Origin of the sequence: Actinoplanes sp. NPDC049668 (assembly GCF_044465445.1) — a bacterium.
Taxonomy (GTDB): domain Bacteria; phylum Actinomycetota; class Actinomycetes; order Mycobacteriales; family Micromonosporaceae; genus Actinoplanes.
This window is the reverse complement of record NZ_JBITLR010000002.1, coordinates 1,104,934-1,120,476: the sequence shown is the minus strand read 5'-3', so window position 1 is coordinate 1,120,476 and position 15,543 is coordinate 1,104,934. Positions and strand designations below refer to the sequence as shown.

General features: G+C 72.2%; 17 protein-coding genes. 8 read left to right on the top strand and 9 right to left on the bottom strand.

Translation table 11 applies throughout. The annotated features are described in order from the left end of the window. Window positions 1-3: 3 nt before the first annotated feature. On the top strand, window positions 4-960 hold the full coding sequence (locus ACIBSW_RS11875; RefSeq protein ID WP_354717826.1) for a DUF6114 domain-containing protein: 957 nt from the start codon (window positions 4-6) through the stop codon (window positions 958-960). On the opposite strand, the gene lepB is transcribed toward ACIBSW_RS11875, so the two are convergent. Both lepB and ACIBSW_RS11865 read right to left on the bottom strand, forming a co-directional pair. Further along, a complete protein-coding gene (gene lepB / locus ACIBSW_RS11870) occupies window positions 893-1,579 on the bottom strand; it encodes a signal peptidase I (RefSeq protein WP_354717828.1) in 687 nt (228 codons plus the stop codon). The genes ACIBSW_RS11875 and lepB overlap by 68 nt on opposite strands. Beyond that, window positions 1,572-2,441, bottom strand: coding sequence for an oxygenase MpaB family protein (locus ACIBSW_RS11865; RefSeq protein WP_354717830.1), 870 nt, complete (start codon window positions 2,439-2,441; stop codon window positions 1,572-1,574). Before ACIBSW_RS11865 ends, lepB begins: the two co-directional genes overlap by 8 nt. 117 nt (window positions 2,442-2,558) lie before the next feature. Between ACIBSW_RS11865 and ACIBSW_RS11860 the strand changes: the two genes are divergently transcribed. The 5 genes from ACIBSW_RS11860 to ACIBSW_RS11840 all read left to right on the top strand — a co-directional run bounded on the left by ACIBSW_RS11860 (window position 2,559) and on the right by ACIBSW_RS11840 (window position 7,572). Continuing rightward, on the top strand, window positions 2,559-3,398 hold the full coding sequence (locus tag ACIBSW_RS11860; protein WP_354717832.1) for an oxidoreductase: 840 nt from the start codon (window positions 2,559-2,561) through the stop codon (window positions 3,396-3,398). 13 nt (window positions 3,399-3,411) lie between these two features. Next, entirely contained in the window at window positions 3,412-4,008 is a 597-nt protein-coding gene (locus ACIBSW_RS11855) for a TetR/AcrR family transcriptional regulator (protein ID WP_354717834.1), read from the top strand. Between the two features lie 83 nt (window positions 4,009-4,091). Beyond that, a complete protein-coding gene (locus ACIBSW_RS11850) occupies window positions 4,092-6,128 on the top strand; it encodes a GGDEF domain-containing protein (RefSeq protein WP_354717836.1) in 2,037 nt (678 codons plus the stop codon). 32 nt (window positions 6,129-6,160) lie between these two features. After that, on the top strand, window positions 6,161-7,123 hold the full coding sequence (locus tag ACIBSW_RS11845) for a pyridoxal-phosphate dependent enzyme (RefSeq protein ID WP_354717837.1): 963 nt from the start codon (window positions 6,161-6,163) through the stop codon (window positions 7,121-7,123). 116 nt (window positions 7,124-7,239) lie between these two features. Further along, on the top strand, window positions 7,240-7,572 hold the full coding sequence (locus ACIBSW_RS11840; RefSeq protein ID WP_354717839.1) for an STAS domain-containing protein: 333 nt from the start codon (window positions 7,240-7,242) through the stop codon (window positions 7,570-7,572). Window positions 7,573-7,578: 6 nt separating this feature from the next. Here the strand turns inward: ACIBSW_RS11840 and phoU are convergent, their stop codons facing one another. Then, a complete protein-coding gene (gene phoU, locus ACIBSW_RS11835) occupies window positions 7,579-8,220 on the bottom strand; it encodes a phosphate signaling complex protein PhoU (RefSeq protein WP_354717841.1) in 642 nt (213 codons plus the stop codon). Between the two features lie 290 nt (window positions 8,221-8,510). On the opposite strand from phoU, the gene ACIBSW_RS11830 reads away from it, so the two are divergent. Then, window positions 8,511-9,140 (top strand): sugar O-acetyltransferase, encoded by a 630-nt coding sequence (locus tag ACIBSW_RS11830; RefSeq protein WP_354717843.1) that lies wholly within the window; start codon window positions 8,511-8,513, stop codon window positions 9,138-9,140. 126 nt (window positions 9,141-9,266) lie between these two features. After that, window positions 9,267-9,704, top strand: a complete 438-nt coding sequence (locus ACIBSW_RS11825) for an ATP-binding protein (RefSeq protein ID WP_354717845.1) — start codon at window positions 9,267-9,269, stop codon at window positions 9,702-9,704. 2 nt (window positions 9,705-9,706) lie between these two features. Here the strand turns inward: ACIBSW_RS11825 and ACIBSW_RS11820 are convergent, their stop codons facing one another. The 6 genes from ACIBSW_RS11820 to ACIBSW_RS11795 are packed head-to-tail and all read right to left on the bottom strand — an operon-like array spanning window position 9,707 to window position 15,424. After that, window positions 9,707-11,278, bottom strand: coding sequence for a SpoIIE family protein phosphatase (locus ACIBSW_RS11820; protein WP_354717847.1), 1,572 nt, complete (start codon window positions 11,276-11,278; stop codon window positions 9,707-9,709). Beyond that, complete coding sequence (locus ACIBSW_RS11815; protein WP_354717849.1) at window positions 11,275-12,630, bottom strand: sensor histidine kinase; 1,356 nt, start codon at window positions 12,628-12,630, stop codon at window positions 11,275-11,277. Before ACIBSW_RS11815 ends, ACIBSW_RS11820 begins: the two co-directional genes overlap by 4 nt. Continuing rightward, window positions 12,627-13,694 (bottom strand): SpoIIE family protein phosphatase, encoded by a 1,068-nt coding sequence (locus tag ACIBSW_RS11810; RefSeq protein WP_354717851.1) that lies wholly within the window; start codon window positions 13,692-13,694, stop codon window positions 12,627-12,629. The genes ACIBSW_RS11815 and ACIBSW_RS11810 overlap by 4 nt, the downstream gene beginning before the upstream one ends. Beyond that, on the bottom strand, window positions 13,682-14,113 hold the full coding sequence (locus ACIBSW_RS11805) for an ATP-binding protein (RefSeq protein ID WP_354717916.1): 432 nt from the start codon (window positions 14,111-14,113) through the stop codon (window positions 13,682-13,684). The genes ACIBSW_RS11810 and ACIBSW_RS11805 overlap by 13 nt, the downstream gene beginning before the upstream one ends. A 19-nt stretch (window positions 14,114-14,132) precedes the next feature. Beyond that, on the bottom strand, window positions 14,133-14,567 hold the full coding sequence (locus ACIBSW_RS11800) for an STAS domain-containing protein (RefSeq protein ID WP_354717853.1): 435 nt from the start codon (window positions 14,565-14,567) through the stop codon (window positions 14,133-14,135). Next, window positions 14,567-15,424 carry an STAS domain-containing protein gene (locus tag ACIBSW_RS11795; protein WP_354717918.1) on the bottom strand — a complete coding sequence of 286 codons (858 nt, stop codon included), beginning with the start codon at window positions 15,422-15,424 and terminating at the stop codon, window positions 14,567-14,569. The genes ACIBSW_RS11800 and ACIBSW_RS11795 overlap by 1 nt, the downstream gene beginning before the upstream one ends. Window positions 15,425-15,543 lie beyond the last annotated feature (119 nt).

The following is a 15,543-nucleotide window of genomic DNA, read 5'->3' as shown; positions in this document are numbered from 1 at the left end:
CCCGTGTCCAACGCTCTGCGCGCGGCCGGCGTACGGCTCGACGAACTCCTGCCGGCCCGGCGTCCGCGCCGCGCGTTTCGTCACTGGCGCCGGACCCGCCCGTTCTGGGGCGGCGCCGCGGTGGTGACGGGCGGGGCGGTGATCCTGCTGATCCCGCTCGCCCCGCTGCCCGTCATGATCCACGTCGGGACGGCCGCCGTCTCCGGCGCGGCGATCGGCGTCATCCTGATCTCGGCCGGACTCTTCTTCTGGTTCGCGCCGGCGCAGCGGGCCTTCGTGGCGGTGATCACCACGGTCTGCGCGCTGGTCTCCGTGGTCACCACCAACCTGGGTGGTCTCGGCGTCGGGGCGTTGCTGGCGCTGCTCGGCTCGGCCATGGCGTTCGGCTGGCGACCACACCGGAACCCGGCGCAGGGTCGCCGTGGCGGGTACCTGACGATCCTTCTCTCGGCGGTGCTCATCGTCGAGGCCGGGCCGGCGGCGCGGCCGGCGTCGGCCGAGGAGTCCGCCCCGCCGCGTCCCGGCGAGCACGTGCCGCAGGTCCGGGCCGACAAGCTGCTGGCGACCGGCTTCACGGTCAAGGGCGCCGTCAACCTGCCCACCGTCGACGGCGGCACGATCAAGGCGCTGGTCTTCCACGCCGACAACCTCAAGGCCGACAACTACCGGATCACCACGACCGACCCCGGGCCCCGTCTCGAGCTCGGCATCGACCTGGACATCGACGACGTCGACATCTACGCGACCCGGCTGAGCGGCGTCGTCACCGTCCCGTACCTCGACATCGAGGTGCTGCCGATCGAGATCACCGCCGGCCTGATCCCGACCTGGCTGCCGCTCGACCTCACGTTGCCGGTCTTCTCCGGCAACGACGTGCGGGCCGGCCAGGTCTTCATCCGCGCCCGTACGGTCCGGGGCAGCGACCTCTCCGCGGACGTCGGCGCCCGTTCCCGGCGATAGCCGCCAGCACGCCGGCGGCGAGGACCAGCGCGAGCCCGGCCGCGGCGGCCCCGCAGACGCGGCGCAACGCCGCGGCCGAGCGGTCGGGCAGCGTACGGGCACCGCCCGGCAGCCGGACCACCGCGACCACCCGCCCACGGACCAGGCCGGCGTCGACGGTCCCGTCGCCGTCCGCCGGGTCACCCGTCGACGCCGCCGCCCGGGAGTCCACCGATACGGCCGGATCATCGCCGAGCAGGAACAGCCGTCCGGCCGGCACCCGTACCGCGAAGGGCGGCCCGCCCGCGCCCGCGGAGCCCGGCGCGGGCACCCCGTCGACCAGCACCCGGCCGGCGTCGTCGCAACAGCCGATGCGGTCGCCGGCGACCGCCGCCACCCGCTTCACCACCTGCGCCTCGCCGCCGCCCGGCACCGCCGCGGCGTCGGCCAGCACGATGTCGCCGCGGTCGGCGCCGCGGGACCAGGTGTCCACGACGATCCGGTCGCCCGGCGTGATCACCGGCGCCATCGACCCGGTCGGCACCGCGTACACCCGGTAGCGGACCAGGAACAGGCCCGTCGCGCCCAGCAGCAGGAGCAGCCCGGCGGCCAGGGCGGCGTTGCGGAGACGGTCAGCCACGACGCCGGAACTCGGTGGGCAGGTCCGCCGGGGGAGCGGCCGGGCCGAGGTCGGCCGGACGATAGCCGTCGGGATACCCGGGATAGCTGCGGTTGCGTGGCGCCACGCCGAGCACCGAGCGGCGGCGGGGCGGCGCGAACCGCAGCGCGCCGGCCCGGGCCCGCAGGGCGGCGTGCGCCAACCGGGACACCCAGCGCGGGGCCGGATCGAAGCCGAACGCGCGCAACATCGGTTCGTCGAGCATGCCGCGCACACCGAGGCGGGCGGCGGGCCGCAGCGGCCGCGGGAACCAGGAGGCGAACAGCTCCAGGGTGTACTCGCCGATCTCGCGGTTGGTCGGTGCGTAGACGAAGGTGAGCCGCTCGTACTCCCGCTTGAACGCCTGGAACTCGGCATAGCCGGCCGGGATGTCCCGGATGCCCATGCGCCTGCCCACCTCGCGGTAGTAGTGGAACGCCGCGAGTCGTTCGTTGTCGTGCGGCGCGCGCCAGCCGTAGCGGTCGAGCCAGTCGATCGGGTCGTAGACGAAGGTGGAGAGCACGTACAGCATGTCCTCGTTGCTGATCGTGTAACGGCCGTGCGCCTGGTTCACCACCCGTAGCGCCTCCCGGCCGCGCGGCGAGTCGTAGCCGTGCGCCGCGATCTCGGCCATCAGCAGCAGCGTGTCGTCGTAGCGCCGCTGGGGCCGGTCGCGGAACTCCCCGGTCGCCGCCAGCAGCCGCGAGACGCTCGGCACGCAGTACGTGCGGAACAGCGCGAACTCCAGCGCGCGGGTGTAGTCCCAGGGGAACTCGAGCCCGGCCGACAGCTGGTAGATCTCCAGGTGGTCGCGCTCCGGGTCGAGACCGGCGATCCGGCGCAAGCGGCGATAACGGCCCATCATCCCTCGCACGGATCCGTCGGAGCCAATACTTGATATTTGATAGATTACGACGCCTGTCAATGCCCGCCCTTGACGGTGTACGGTACCGTTTCGTACATGACGGAGAAACTTGCGATCGTGACCGGCGCGTCCGGCGGTATCGGCTTTCACACGGCACGCGAACTCGCGGCCCGGAACTGGCGCGTCGTCGTCGCGTCGCGGCATCGCAACGACGGCATTCCGGGGGCCGGGTGGTGGGAGCTCGACCTCGCCGACCTCGGCTCGGTGCGGCGCTTCGCGCACAGATTCCTCGATGGGTACGGCCGACTCGATCTGTTGATCAACAATGCCGGGGTGATGGCGCTGCCGCGGGCGGTGACCGTGGACGGGTTCGAGCGGCAGTTCGGCGTCAACCACCTCGGCCACTTCGCCCTGACCGGCCTGCTCCTGCCCGCGCTCCTGGCCGGCGACCGGGCCCGGGTCGTCACCGTGACCAGCGGGCTGCACCGGCGCGGCCGGATGAACTTCGACGACCTCATGGGTGAGCGCCGCTACTCGAAGTTCGGCGCCTACACCCAGTCCAAGCTGGCCAACGTCCTGTTCGCCCTCGAACTCGGCCGCCGGACCCCGCTGACCAGCGTCCTCGCGCACCCCGGCGTCGCGCACACCGACCTGGCCCGCACCGGCAACCCGGTCCGGTCGGCGCTCATCGCGCTCGCCCGGCTGTCGGCGCAGTCGGCCGAGGCGGGCGCCCTTCCCTCACTGCACGCGGCGACCGACCCCGAGGTCAAAAGCATGGAGGCGTACGGGCCGGACGGCCCCGGCGAGCGCAAGGGCAACCCGACCCGGATCGAGGTGTCCGAACGCGGACGCGACGAGGGAGATGCCCGCCGGCTCTGGACGATCTCCGAGGAGCTCACCGGGGTGCGATACGGTACGGTCACCGTCGCCGACTGACCTGGAGGGCCGGTTGCCGCAGTCACCGGCCACCACGCAGTACCGCCTCGATCCGGCACGTGAGCAGGCCATCCTCGACGCCGTCCGGGAGCTGCTGGCCGAGCTGGGTTACGACCGGATGTCGATCGACGAGGTGGCGCGCCGGGCCCGGGCCAGCAAGGCCACCATCTACCGCCGCTGGTCCGGCAAGCCCGCCATGGTGGCCGCCGCCCTGCACGGCATGATGCTGGAACACCCGCCGCTGGCCGACACCGGCTCGCTGCGTGGCGACCTCGTCGCGGCGCTCAACGCCTTCTGCCGCGTCTACGAGCGCAAGCAGCCGATCGTGCTGAGCCTGCTGTCGGCGATCCGCACCGATCCCGGCCTCGGCCGGCTCCTGCACGAGCACGTCCTGGAGACCGGTGTCGCCGACGCGGAGTTCGTCTTCGCGCGCGCGGTGGCCCGTGGCGAGCTCGCCGGCCCGCCGGACGCCGGCGCCGTCATCGAGGTCTGCAAGGCGCTGCTCTGGCACCGGCTGCTGCTCAGCGGGCAGCCGCTCGACGAGCCGTGGGTGCTCCACGTGGTCGACCGCATCCTCCGGCCGATGCTGGGGCTCCGAAACCTTTCCTGACGAACATCCACTCAACATCCGCCGTGCGTGGGCGATAGAGAACCCGTAGCGCCACCGCTACCCCCGGTTCTGGATGGTCGCCGATGCACGCCGAGGCAAGCGCCGAGCCGCCGCGTACCCGCCGGGACTCGCGCGCGGCCACCGTGCGTATCAGCGGCGCTCGCGCCATGCTCGGGCCGGCCGCCGTCGCCCTGTACCTCGCGGCCACGCCGCACGGGTCGCACCGTCCGCTCATGCTCGCCGTCGCCGCCGTGATGTGCGCGGCCGCGGGCGCCGTCTGGCGCGCCGCGCCGTGGATCGCCCGGTCCCGGGCGCGCGTGACGGTGCAGGCCCTGGCCGTGCTCGTCAGCATCGCCGGATCGGCAACGCTCAGCCTGCTCGACGGCGGCATCACCGGCCCGCTCGGTGCGCTCGTGCCGATCTCCGTCGTCTTCTACGCGATCATGATGCCGCCCCGGGCGTTCGCCGTGACCGCGGTACTCGCCGCGGTGGCGTACTGGGTAGTGGCCGTGCTGGGCGAGCCCGCTCCCGCCGGGTACGCCGTGGTCTACACGCTGGGCCTGGGCGGAGTCTCGATCCTGTGCCTGCGGCACGCCGCGGCCCTCGCCGCGCTGCGGCGCCGGCTGGCCGAGGTGTCCCGCCTCGACCCGCTCACCCGCAGCCTGAACCGCCGCGGCTTCGACGAGCACCTGGAGCGCGCGGTGGCCCGGGCGAGCCAGGGCGGCGAACCGGTCACCCTGCTCCTCGCCGACCTGGACAAGTTCAAGATCATTAACGACACCTGGGGTCACCGGGCGGGCGACGACGTGCTGGCCGCCACGGCCCGCACCATGAGCGGCGCGCTACGCGACACCGACCGGGTCGGCCGGCTGGGCGGCGACGAGTTCGGCGCGCTGCTGACCGGAACCGGTCCGCAGGACGCACCCGCGATCGTCGACCGGCTGCGCGCCGCGCTGGAGCACGGCGCGCCGGCCAGTCTCGGCTACGCGAGCTGCCCGGCCGAGGCGGGCACGGTCGAGGAGCTGCGCCGGCTCGCAGACGCCCGCGCGTACGCGGACAAGACCACCCGCGCCGGCCGCGTCCCCGTCGAGCGGCATGTCGAGCAGGCCCGTGAGCGGACGGCCGGGCCCAGGGCGACCCGTGTCACCCGCACGGAGCGCCGGCGCCGAGCCATCGCCGACATGGGCCGGATCTGCGCCGCCGACAGTTTCGTCGGCGCCGTGTACGCCGTCGGGTTCGCCACCCAGTCGCCGCACCGGCTGGCCCTCGGCGTGGTGTGCGTCCTGGGGGTGCTGTACGGCCTGGGCGTCATCGCGATCGCCGGGCGGCTGAGCCGCTCCGCGTATGTGCGGCCGCTGATGGCGCTCAATGCGGTGCCGCTGCTCGCCCTGGCAATCGGCGCGCCGGTGCTGGACGGGGGCGTCTCCTCGCCGACCGGCGTGGGCATGCTGGCGCCGATGACGTTGTTCGCGCTCGGCGCGCGCCTGCGGGTGGCCGTGCCGATCATCGCCCTGGACGCCGCGGCCTACCTGGTGCTGGCGGCCACCGTCGGCGACACCGACCCGGCGTACGCGATCATGCATCTGCTCTCCTTCGGCGTGGTCGCCGCCGTGTGCGCCGCCCAGGGGCGCGCCAGCGCCCAGCGGCGCCGACGCCTGATCGACCTCTCGCAGACGGACGCCCTGACCGGCCTGCTCAATCGCCGTGGCATCGACGACCGGATCGCCGGCCGGCTGCGCGCGGGCCGGCCGATGGGTCTCGTGCTGTTCGACCTGGACGGCTTCAAGACGCTCAACGACACGGCCGGGCACGCCGCGGGCGACGAACTGCTGGGCTGGGTGGCGACCACCCTGACGGCGAACGTGCCGTCCGGGTCTGTCGTCGGACGCCTGGGCGGTGACGAGTTCGTGGCGCTGATCCCCGGCGCCGAGGTCAAGGCGGAGGCCGAGCGGCTGCGCGCCGCGCTCGCGTCGCGCACCGCCGCCAGCATCGGTGCCGCCGAGTGGAACACCGACGGCGCCGACTTCGCCACGCTGTACGCGCACGCCGACGCCGCGCTGTACGCGGAGAAGACGGCACGCCGGGGCGGCCGCGCCGCGGCCGGCGTGACAGTGGCCTGACCTACTACCCGGAGCGCGGTACGTTGCGGGACATGATCACGACGCGCCTCGATCTCGCCCGGATCCGCGCGGCCCGGAGCGACATCGACCCGATCTTTCTGAATACTCCGCTCTATCGGTGCGACGCGCTGGGGCGTGAGCTCGGCTGCACGATCAGCATCAAGCTGGAGACGGCGAACCCGGTGCGCAGCTTCAAGGCACGCGGCACCGAACTGGTCGCGAACCTGCTCGCCGGCCAGGGCCGCACCGCGGCGGTGTGCGCCAGCGCCGGCAACCTCGGCCAGGCGCTGGGCTGGTCCGGTCGCCGCCGCGGCCTCGACGTGACGGTCGTGGCGTCACGCGGGGCGCCCGCCGTCAAGCTCGACCGGATCCGCGCGCTGGGTGCCGAGTTGGAGCTGGTCGACGGCGACTTCGAGGCGGCACGCGAGCGGGCCGCGAGCATCGCGCTGCAACGAGGCATCCGGCTGGTCCAGGACAGCGTCGACATCGAGACCTGCGAGGGCGCGGCGACCATCGGCCTGGAGCTGGCGGCCGCGAGGTCCTCCTTCGACACCGTCCTGATCGCCCTGGGTGGCGGCGCGATCGCCACCGGCGTGGGCTACGCCCTGAAGAGCCTTTCGCCGGACGTCGAGGTGATCTGTGTGCAGCCCCTCGGCGCACCGGCGATGACCCGCTCCTGGCACCAGCGCCGGGTCGTCACCACCGACACAGCCGACACCATCGCCGACGGCGTCGCGGGCAGGTTCCCCATCCCCGCGGTCCTCGACGACCTCCTCGCGGTCGCCGACGACGCCGTCCTGGTCCGGGAGTCGTCCATCGTGGCGGGCATGCGGATGCTCCTGGAGCAGGCCGGCCTGGTGGTGGAACCCTCGGCGGCCCTCGGCGTCGCGGCCGTCCTGGAGGACCGTGACCGCTTCGCCGGCCGCCACGTGGCCACCATCATCTGCGGAGGCAACGTCGACCTGGACGCCTACCACCGCTGGATCCGCACGTGAGTGTCCCCATCGTCGGATGAGCTGTCAGATGGAGCCGATGACCTGATCGACCCGATGCGGCCGCGGTCGTACCGTTGTCTCGGAGCTGAACAAAGAGGTAGCGAAGGGTGAACCGAATGGATGCGCCCGAGGTCGAAGTGCGCACGGAACCCGACGACACGGTCGTCATCCGACCGGCCGGCGTGATCGATGCCGCCGCCCTGGTGCAACTCCAGCGCATTCTGGTCCACACGGTACGCAAGGTGCGGCCGCCCCGGCTCATCCTCGACCTGTCCGCCGTGTCCCACCTCGACCCGATCAGCGCGGGCACCGTGTCCGCGGCCTGCGAACTCGGCGACGATCACCAGGTCGCGATGTGCGTGCACGACGCCTCCAGCCGCATCTCCGACCAGCTCACCAAGGCCGGCGTGCCACGCCAGCGCCTGCACCGGACCGACGTCGTGGCCTGACCGGCGTCAGTCGCCCTTGCCGGTGAGCAGGGCTACGACGTGGTGGCCGACGTTGACGGCGTTGTCGGCGTAGCGCTCGTAGTAACGGCCCAGCAGCGCGCCGTCGACGGCCGCCTCGATGCCCATCGGCCAGTCCGGGCTGACCAGGACGGCGAACAGGCGCTGGTGCAGGTGGTCCATGGCGTCGTCGTCGCGGTCGAGCTGGGCGGCCAGGACCGCATCGTGGTCGGTCAGCGCCGTCACGATCTTGCCGGCGAGCCCGTCGGCCACCGTACCCATCGATTGGAAGAGCTCGGCCAGCTCGGGAACGACCGCGGGCGCCGGGTGGCGGCGCAGGACGGAACGGGCCACGTGTACGGCGAGGCCACCCATCCGCCGGAGATCGGCGGCCACCTGGATCGAGGTCACGGCCTTGCGCAGGTCGTCGGCGATCGGCTGCCGGCGAGCGACCAGGTCGTAGGCCCGGTCCTCGGCGACGCGGTAGAGCACGTCGATCTCGGCGTCGCGGTCGGTCACCTGCTGGGCGACGGTGTGATCGGAGGTGATCAGGGCGTTGCTCGCCTGCCGCATCGTCTCCCGCGCCGCCATCGCCATGGTGACCAGCGTGCTGCCGACCCGGTCGAGCTCGGCCTGAAAGTCCTCGCGCATGGCTCTCCCTTGCTTGCCGTGGGCCCGTAGCCGTGCTCCGCCACGTCGATGCGGTCTGCCGTCGAATCCTTTCAGACCCGCCGCCAGCCTCGCACGGCGACAGAGCCGCGGGCGTAAGGCGGCGAGGACTTACGCCAGCAGCGCGTCGCCCGGCGGGAACGAGGCGTGGCGGCCGGGCATCGCGCCGACATCGGCCCGCGCGACCTGCGCGTTCAGTAGGCTCCACCGGGCCTGCGCCGGTAACGGGCGGGAGTCCCACCGATGACCATCCGGATGTCGAGCGAGGAGCCATGTTGGATCGTGACCAGGAGGTGCTGCAGAGGATTCGGCAGGGCCGGCTCTACACGGAATCGGAGGCGTCCTTCCAGGGACCGCTGCGCCGCTCGGATCTGATCTTCGACTACAACCAGACCCGCCCGAGCGATACGGAACGCCGCCGGTCGCTGCTCGAGGCGATCCTCGGGTCCGTCGGCGCCCGCACCGTGCTGCTTTCACCGTTCCATGCGGGTTTCGGCAGCAACGTGCACATCGGCGACGACTTCTTCGGCAACGTCAATCTGACCTTCGTCGACGATGTGGAGATCCGGATCGGCGACGGCGTCATGATCGCGCCGGGTACCACGCTGACCACGACCGGGCACCCGGTCCACCCGGACCTGCGGGTGGACTTCCGGCGGTTCTCCGAACCCATCGTGATCGAGGACAAGGTCTGGATCGGCAGCAACGTCGTCGTGCTCCCCGGCGTCCGCATCGGGTACGGCGCCGTCGTCGGCGCGGGCAGCGTCGTGACCCACGACGTCCCGGCGATGACCGTCGCCGTCGGGGTGCCCTGCCGGGTCGTCCGGCACATCACGGACGAGGACCTCAGCACGCGGACGGCGGCCATCGAAGAGCCGACGGGCGAACCTGCTGGGCAATGACTGGTCTGGGCCGTAGTGTTCCAGCAGGTTGCTTGACACCTCGAGCGGTCGACGGCGACGGACGGGATCGGCGATGGCGACAACGACGATCATGACCCGGCCGGTGAGCTGCCCGTCGGGGGCCAGATGAGCGGGTTTCTCCATTCCACCTACCCGCCCGATCCCGGTGCGGAGATTCGGCGCTGGGTCCTCGACGATCCGACGCAGCTGCTGCCGCTGCGCGGCGACCTGAGGATCATCGCCTCCGGGCGCCTCGCCCCGCAGGACGCCGACGACGGCATGCTGGCCGAGGGCCTGATGCTCGTCGCAACAGAGCTGGCCTCCAACGTCTTCAAGCACGCGACGCCGCCGGCGACCGTGCTGCTCCGGCACGCCGCCGGGTCCGTCGTCCTGGACGTCGCCGATCACGATCCGCTGGTCGAGCCCGCCTACGCCGTCGCAAGCGGCCACCGTGGTCACGGAGGGCGTGGCCTGCACCTGGCCCGGCGTCTCGCCACGGACCTCGGCTGGTACGCCACCGACGACACCAAACATGTCTGGGCCCGGTTCGCCTTCCCCGGGTGATCCTAAGGCGTGCGGCGGAGGGCGACGATGGCGACGTCGTCCTCGTTGGGTCCGGTGACGAACGTGCTCAGCAGCCGGTCACACAGCTCCTCGAGATCCGGGCCGGTGTTCGTGATCGCCTGCCGGAGCCGTTCCAGGCTGTCGTCCAAGGGTTCGGTACGCCGCTCGATGAGCCCGTCGGTCACCATGACCAGGGTGGCGCCCGGGGGCAGGTGAAGGGTGACGCCGGGCGTGCGGTTGATGTCGACGCCGAGCAGCGGTGTCCGGCCCTCGATGAACCGGGCTTGGCCGTCGGCCGTGAGCATGATGGGCGGGAGGTGGCCGGCGTTGGCGAGGTGGCCGTGCCCGGTGCGGGGGTCGATCTGGAGCAGGCACAGGGTGGCGGTCTCGTCCGGCAGCAGCCGCCGCATCATGCTGTTGAGCCGCTTGACGACGGTGTCGGGCGGGTGCCCTTCGGCGACGTACGCGCGCAGGACGTGCCGTAGCTCCGCCATGACGGTCGCGGCGCGCAGGGAGTGCCCGGCGACGTCGCCGAGGGCGGCGATGAGGGTGTCGTCGATGGCGAGCAGTTCGTAGAAGTCGCCGCCGATCTCGGCGTGGGTGCTCGCGGGCACGTAGCGCACGGCGAGGTCGATGCCGGCGACTCTCGGGATGGCGCGCGGCAGCAGACTTCGTTGCAGGGTGAGTGCGGTGCGACGGTCCTCGTCCTGCGCGCGCATCGCGTCGATGGCGAGCGCGACGGCCTGCCCGAGCTGGGTCAGGACGGTGGCGTCGTCGGCGTTGAGCCCTTCGGCGGGCACGATGATGTGTGCGGCGGGACGCTGGGGGCGGTGCCGGGTGGAGACGACCCACAGCGGCGTGCCGTCGGGGACGCCGGCGAGGCCGGGCCAGGGCGGGGCGGTGCCCGGATGCAGCGTCGACCCGGGGCTGGCCGGCGTCGCCGGTGTGCCGTCCCGCCAGGGGCGGGTGTCGGGGTCCGCGCCGGGCCCGGCGCTGCCGGCGACGAGCGGCTCGCCTTCGGGGGTGACGGCGGTGATGGCGGCCGGCCGCCGGAACATGTTCGCGGTGCCGGCGGCGGCGGCCTCGAGGAGCACGGCGAACGTGGTGGCCTGGTTGACGTGCAGCGTCGTCTCGGCGAGGTCGGCGAGCCGCTGGGCGAGGTGTTCGGCACGTTTGCGGGCGCGGAAGTAGCGCAGCAGGGCGTGGACCGTCGCGATCAGCTCGTCGGGGTCGATGGGTTCGGCGAGGTAGGCGTCGGCTCCGCGGGTGAGACCCTGGGTGCGGTCACTGACGTCGACCGCCGTCGCCGAGATGTGCACGACCGGCAACGACCCGGTGGCCGGGTTCGCCTTGATCCTCTCGCAGACCTCGAAGCCGCCGATGTCGGGCAGGACGACGTCGAGCACGACCAGATCCACGGTTGTCGTGGTGGCGAGGCGATCGAGGGCCTCGGTGCCGGTGGCGGCCTCGACGACGGTGTGTCCGGCACGCCGCAGCCAGCTGGATATGACGTACCGCTTCGTCGGATTGTCGTCGACGACGAGGATCGTCGCCGCGTAATCCTCGGCGCTCATGCCGGGCTGTCCGTCGGGGTGCGCGGCACCGACAGGGTGAAGGTGCTTCCGCGGCCGGGGACGCTGGTCAGGGTCAGTTCGATGCCGAGCAGGATGCACAGCCGGCGGGCGTAGGGCAGGCCGAGGCCGGTGCCGGGCGCGGCGTCGCGTTGGGCGTCGCGTACCTGGTAGAACTCCTCGAAGATCCGGTCCTGGTCGGCGGGGGCGATGCCGATTCCGGTGTCGGCGACGGCGAGGACGGCCCGGCGGGTGTCGGGGTCGTAGCGGGCTTCGAGGCGGACCTCGCCGTGCTCGGTGAACTTCAGCGCGTTGGTGAGCAGGTTTCGCAGGATCTGCACCAGCATCGCCTCGTCGCTCACCAGCGACGGGACGCCGGCCGGCTCGTCGACCGTCAACTCCACCGAGGGCCGGGCCAGCGGCCGGAGCGTGCCGCGCAGCTGCGCGAACACCGAGGCCAGGTCGACGGCCGCCCAGCGCGGTTCCATCCGGTTCGACTCGGCCTTGGCGAGGTCGAGCAGCTGGTTGACCAGCGACAGCAGATCGCGGGCCGAGGACTGCATCAAGGACAGCTGGTAGGTCTGCTCGGCGGTCAGCGGCTCGGAGCCCGGGTCGAGGGCCAACCGGGTCATGCCGAGGATCGCGGTCACCGGAGCCCGCAGTTCGTGGCTGACGTTACGCAGGAAACGGCTCTTGGCATCGTTCGCCTCGCGCAGCTGCGCGGACCGTTCGTCCAGTTCGGCGTAGAGGGCGACCACTCCGCTGTTGGTCTGCTCCATCTCGTCCGAGAGCTGGGCGTACAGGGCCATGACGCCGCGGTTGGTCTCCTCGAGTTCGGAGTTGAGGCCCAACAGTTCGTCGCGGTGCCGCTGCGCCTGCTCCAGCGCGGCGATCAGCTGCGCGTTCTGAACGCCCAGCTCGTCCAGGGCGTTCGTCGGGCCGGAGCGGGCCAGTTCGGACCGGACCCCGGAGACGGCCTCGGGGTCGAGGTTCACCGTCGCCGGCAGGCGGCGGCCGAGCCGTACGGCCACCGTCGCGTCGCCGTCGACGAGCTCGGCGGTGTCGAGCAGACGGGCCGCGGCGCGCATCCCGTCGGCGAGGCCGGAGTTCGGGCCGCTGGCGACGGCCCCGGACGCCTCCAGCGTCACCTCGATCCGGCCGTCGAGGAGGGTGAAGGTGACGACGGCGGAGCGGGCCGCCGGCAGCAGATGGCGGCAGACCTCACTCAGGGCCGTGGCCAGCCGGACCTGGTCCGGCTGGTCGAACCCGATCGCCTCGGCGACCTCGCGACCGCGTTGACGGACCGCGAAGACGTCCCGTTCGCCGCGGGCGGTGAACCGCAGCAGCTGCGTCACGGCAGCGTCTCCGGTGGCATTGCGACCAGCACACCCGCGTCGTCGCGGCGCACGCCCGCGTCGCGCAGCAGCGTCGCGGCGACGACGAGCGCCGAGCGGCCGAGCAGGCCGGGGTAGTCGTCGATGCGCCACCGGTCGGTCAGCCCGTCGGAGTGCAGGACCACGGCGGCGTCCGGCGGCAGGTCGTAGGTGAACTCGCGGACGGTCCGGCGCTGATGTCCCGCGATGCCGGGCATCGACACCATGAGCTTGCGTTCGCCCGGACGCACGACGTGGGCGGCGATGTTGCCCAGGCCGGCGAAGCGGGCGGTCCGCGCGTCCCGGTCGACGGCGGCGACGCCGATCGCGGCGCCACGGGTATGCCCCATCCGTTTGTGCAGCCATTCCACCATCGCGGCGGGCGACTCGTCCGGGCCGGTATGGAAGGCCTCGACCGCGGCCGCTGACGCCCCGGCCGCCAGGACGCCGTGGCCGAGGCCGTCGCTGAGCAGCAGCAGTGGACCCCTGGCGGTACGGCGCACGGCGTATCCGTCCCCGCACGCCTCTTCGCCGGTGATGGGCCGCACGATCCCGCCGACCTCGGCGACGTCGGCCTGGCCCGGCCGGGCCGGATCGGCCCAGTACTCCGCCGCCACGACCGTGCCCCGGCCGGGCAGCGAGTAGGCGTCGTAGCGGGTGGCGAGCCGTTCGATCGCGCCCAGGCCGATGCCCAACGTGCCGGCCGTGGAGTAGCCGTCGCGCCCGCTGCGGGCCGCGTCGACCATGCCGGGACCCGCGTCGACCGCCACCAGCAGCACCCCGCCGACCCCGTCGCGGCGCAGGCACCGCACCAGCATCGTGCCGTCGACGGCGTGCTTGTGCAGGTTGCTGGCCAGCTCGGTCGCGGCGATCGACAGCTGCCCGACCCGGGCCTCATCCAGGCCCAACCGCCGACCGGCGTCCGCCGCAGCCCGGCGGACCGTCCCCGTCGTGGCCGGCTCGGCGATCCGGAACCAGCCGACGTCCTCCGCCTCGCCATCGCTGACCGGGGCGGCGCCGCCGGCTCGCCCGGTCAGCGGGCCCACTTGGTCACCGAGATCCGGGTACCCTGGCCGACCGTCGTGGCGATGTCGAATTCGTCCGTCAACCGGCGGGCGCCGGACAACCCGAGCCCGAGGCCCCCGCCGCTGGTGTATCCGTCGGTCAACGCCAGGTCGAGGTCCGCGATGCCGGGGCCCTCATCGATGAACACGAGCCGCACACCTCGGCGACGCTCGTTGCTGACCGATTCGATCTCCACGTGGCCGCCGCCGCCGTAGATCAAAGTGTTCCGGGCCAGCTCACTGGCCGCCGTGACCAGCTTGGTCTGGTCCACCAGCGACAACTTCACCGCAACGGCCGCCGCCCGGACCGCCTGGCGGACCCGGACCACGTCGTCGTCCCGCACGATCGGGAGCGTGCCGTCGGCGCCATCGGCCCGGCCGGTCACCGTCGGGCCACCCATCGTCACCGCAGCATCGCGCTCATGAGGTCAGCACTCCATCCCCGACAGAGTCGTCGTGGTGGTCGTCATCCGCCTCATCGAAGATCGCGTCCGCCCGCGCCGGCGCGGTCCGCGCGAGCAGATCCATCCCGCGCTCGACGTTCAACGCCGTGCGTACCCCCGGCAGCGACAGCCCGAGCTCGACCAGCGTGATCGCGACCGCGGGGCGCATCCCGACGACGACGGTCTCCGCGTCCAGCACCCGGGACACCGACGCGATCGTCGACAGCATCCGGCCGATGAACGAGTCGACGATGTCCAGCGCCGTGATGTCGATGATCACACCGTGCGCTCCGGTGTCCACGATCCGCTCGGTCAGGTCGTCCTGCAACGCCAGCGCCGTGTGGTCGTCCATGTCGACCTGGATCGACACGAGCAGGGTGTCGCGAATCTTGAGGACGGGGACCCGTTCCATCAGGAGGCCCTGCGCGTCCGGCGTACCACGTCGGAACCGCTGGCCCGCAGCGTGTGCAGCAGGGCGTCGGCGAGGCTCGCCTTGGTGACGATGTCACCGAATTCGATGCCCAGCGACACCACGGTCTGCGCGATCTGCGGCCGGATGCCGGAGATGATGCACTCGGCGCCCATCAGCCGGGCCGCCATCACCGTCTTCAGGATGTGCTGCGCGACCTGCGTGTCCACGGCCGGCACGCCGGTGATGTCGAGGATCGCGTACGCCGAGCCGGTGTCGACCAGCGCCTGCAGCAGGCTCTCCATCACCACCTGGGACCGGGCCGAGTCCAGGGTGCCGACCAGCGGCACGGCCAGCACGCCGTCCCACAGCTTGATCACCGGCGTCGACAGCTCCAGGAGCTGATGGTTCTGCTCGACGATCACCTCTTCCCGGGTTTGGACATACGTCTCAAACGTGAAGAGTGCCAGCTCATCGACGAAACGGGAGAAATTGACAAAATCGCTCAGCACCGTCGAGTCGGCCCCGTCGAGCCCCTCGAAGACCGCGTCCTTCAAGGACAGGATCGTGCTCGCGGTCTCGCCCGGCGTGAACCCGCGCCGCGCCCGGGTTCCGGACAGTTCGGCAAGCGTCGCCCGCAGCTCGGCCGCCTCCTCCGCCTGCAGGTCGGTTTCCGCGTCGGCGCGCAGCGCGCTCAACAGGGCCGCGTGGAGGTCGGTGATCTGGGCTACGAGTTCGGCCTCCGTCGCCCGGCCGCGCCCGCCCCGGAGGGACAGCGTGGCCCAGCGCTTGAGCAGCTGATCCTGTTGGTCCGTCAGAAGCTGCGCGAATCGCGCGCTCGACCCGGCATTGAGCACGATCACAACCTCCCAGACCGCTCGGCCACCCGGCCGAACGCGGCGACTTTACCAGCCAACATTCGCCAAATCCGGCGATGTGGATACGGCTGGGCGCCAGGCTTACACAGAGCCACCGTAGA

Bases quoted from the DNA above. Each gene is read 5' to 3' on its own strand.
- ACIBSW_RS11860 (WP_354717832.1), top strand. From the start codon at position 2,559: ATGACGGAGAAACTTGCGATCGTGACCGGCGCGTCCGGCGGTATCGGC.
- ACIBSW_RS11850 (WP_354717836.1), top strand. From the start codon at position 4,092: ATGCACGCCGAGGCAAGCGCCGAGCCGCCGCGTACCCGCCGGGACTCG.
- ACIBSW_RS11845 (WP_354717837.1), top strand. From the start codon at position 6,161: ATGATCACGACGCGCCTCGATCTCGCCCGGATCCGCGCGGCCCGGAGC.
- ACIBSW_RS11840 (WP_354717839.1), top strand. From the start codon at position 7,240: ATGGATGCGCCCGAGGTCGAAGTGCGCACGGAACCCGACGACACGGTC.
- phoU (WP_354717841.1), bottom strand. From the start codon at position 8,220: ATGCGCGAGGACTTTCAGGCCGAGCTCGACCGGGTCGGCAGCACGCTG.
- ACIBSW_RS11830 (WP_354717843.1), top strand. From the start codon at position 8,511: ATGTTGGATCGTGACCAGGAGGTGCTGCAGAGGATTCGGCAGGGCCGG.
- ACIBSW_RS11825 (WP_354717845.1), top strand. From the start codon at position 9,267: ATGAGCGGGTTTCTCCATTCCACCTACCCGCCCGATCCCGGTGCGGAG.
- ACIBSW_RS11820 (WP_354717847.1), bottom strand. From the start codon at position 11,278: ATGAGCGCCGAGGATTACGCGGCGACGATCCTCGTCGTCGACGACAAT.
- ACIBSW_RS11805 (WP_354717916.1), bottom strand. From the start codon at position 14,113: ATGGGTGGCCCGACGGTGACCGGCCGGGCCGATGGCGCCGACGGCACG.
- ACIBSW_RS11800 (WP_354717853.1), bottom strand. From the start codon at position 14,567: ATGGAACGGGTCCCCGTCCTCAAGATTCGCGACACCCTGCTCGTGTCG.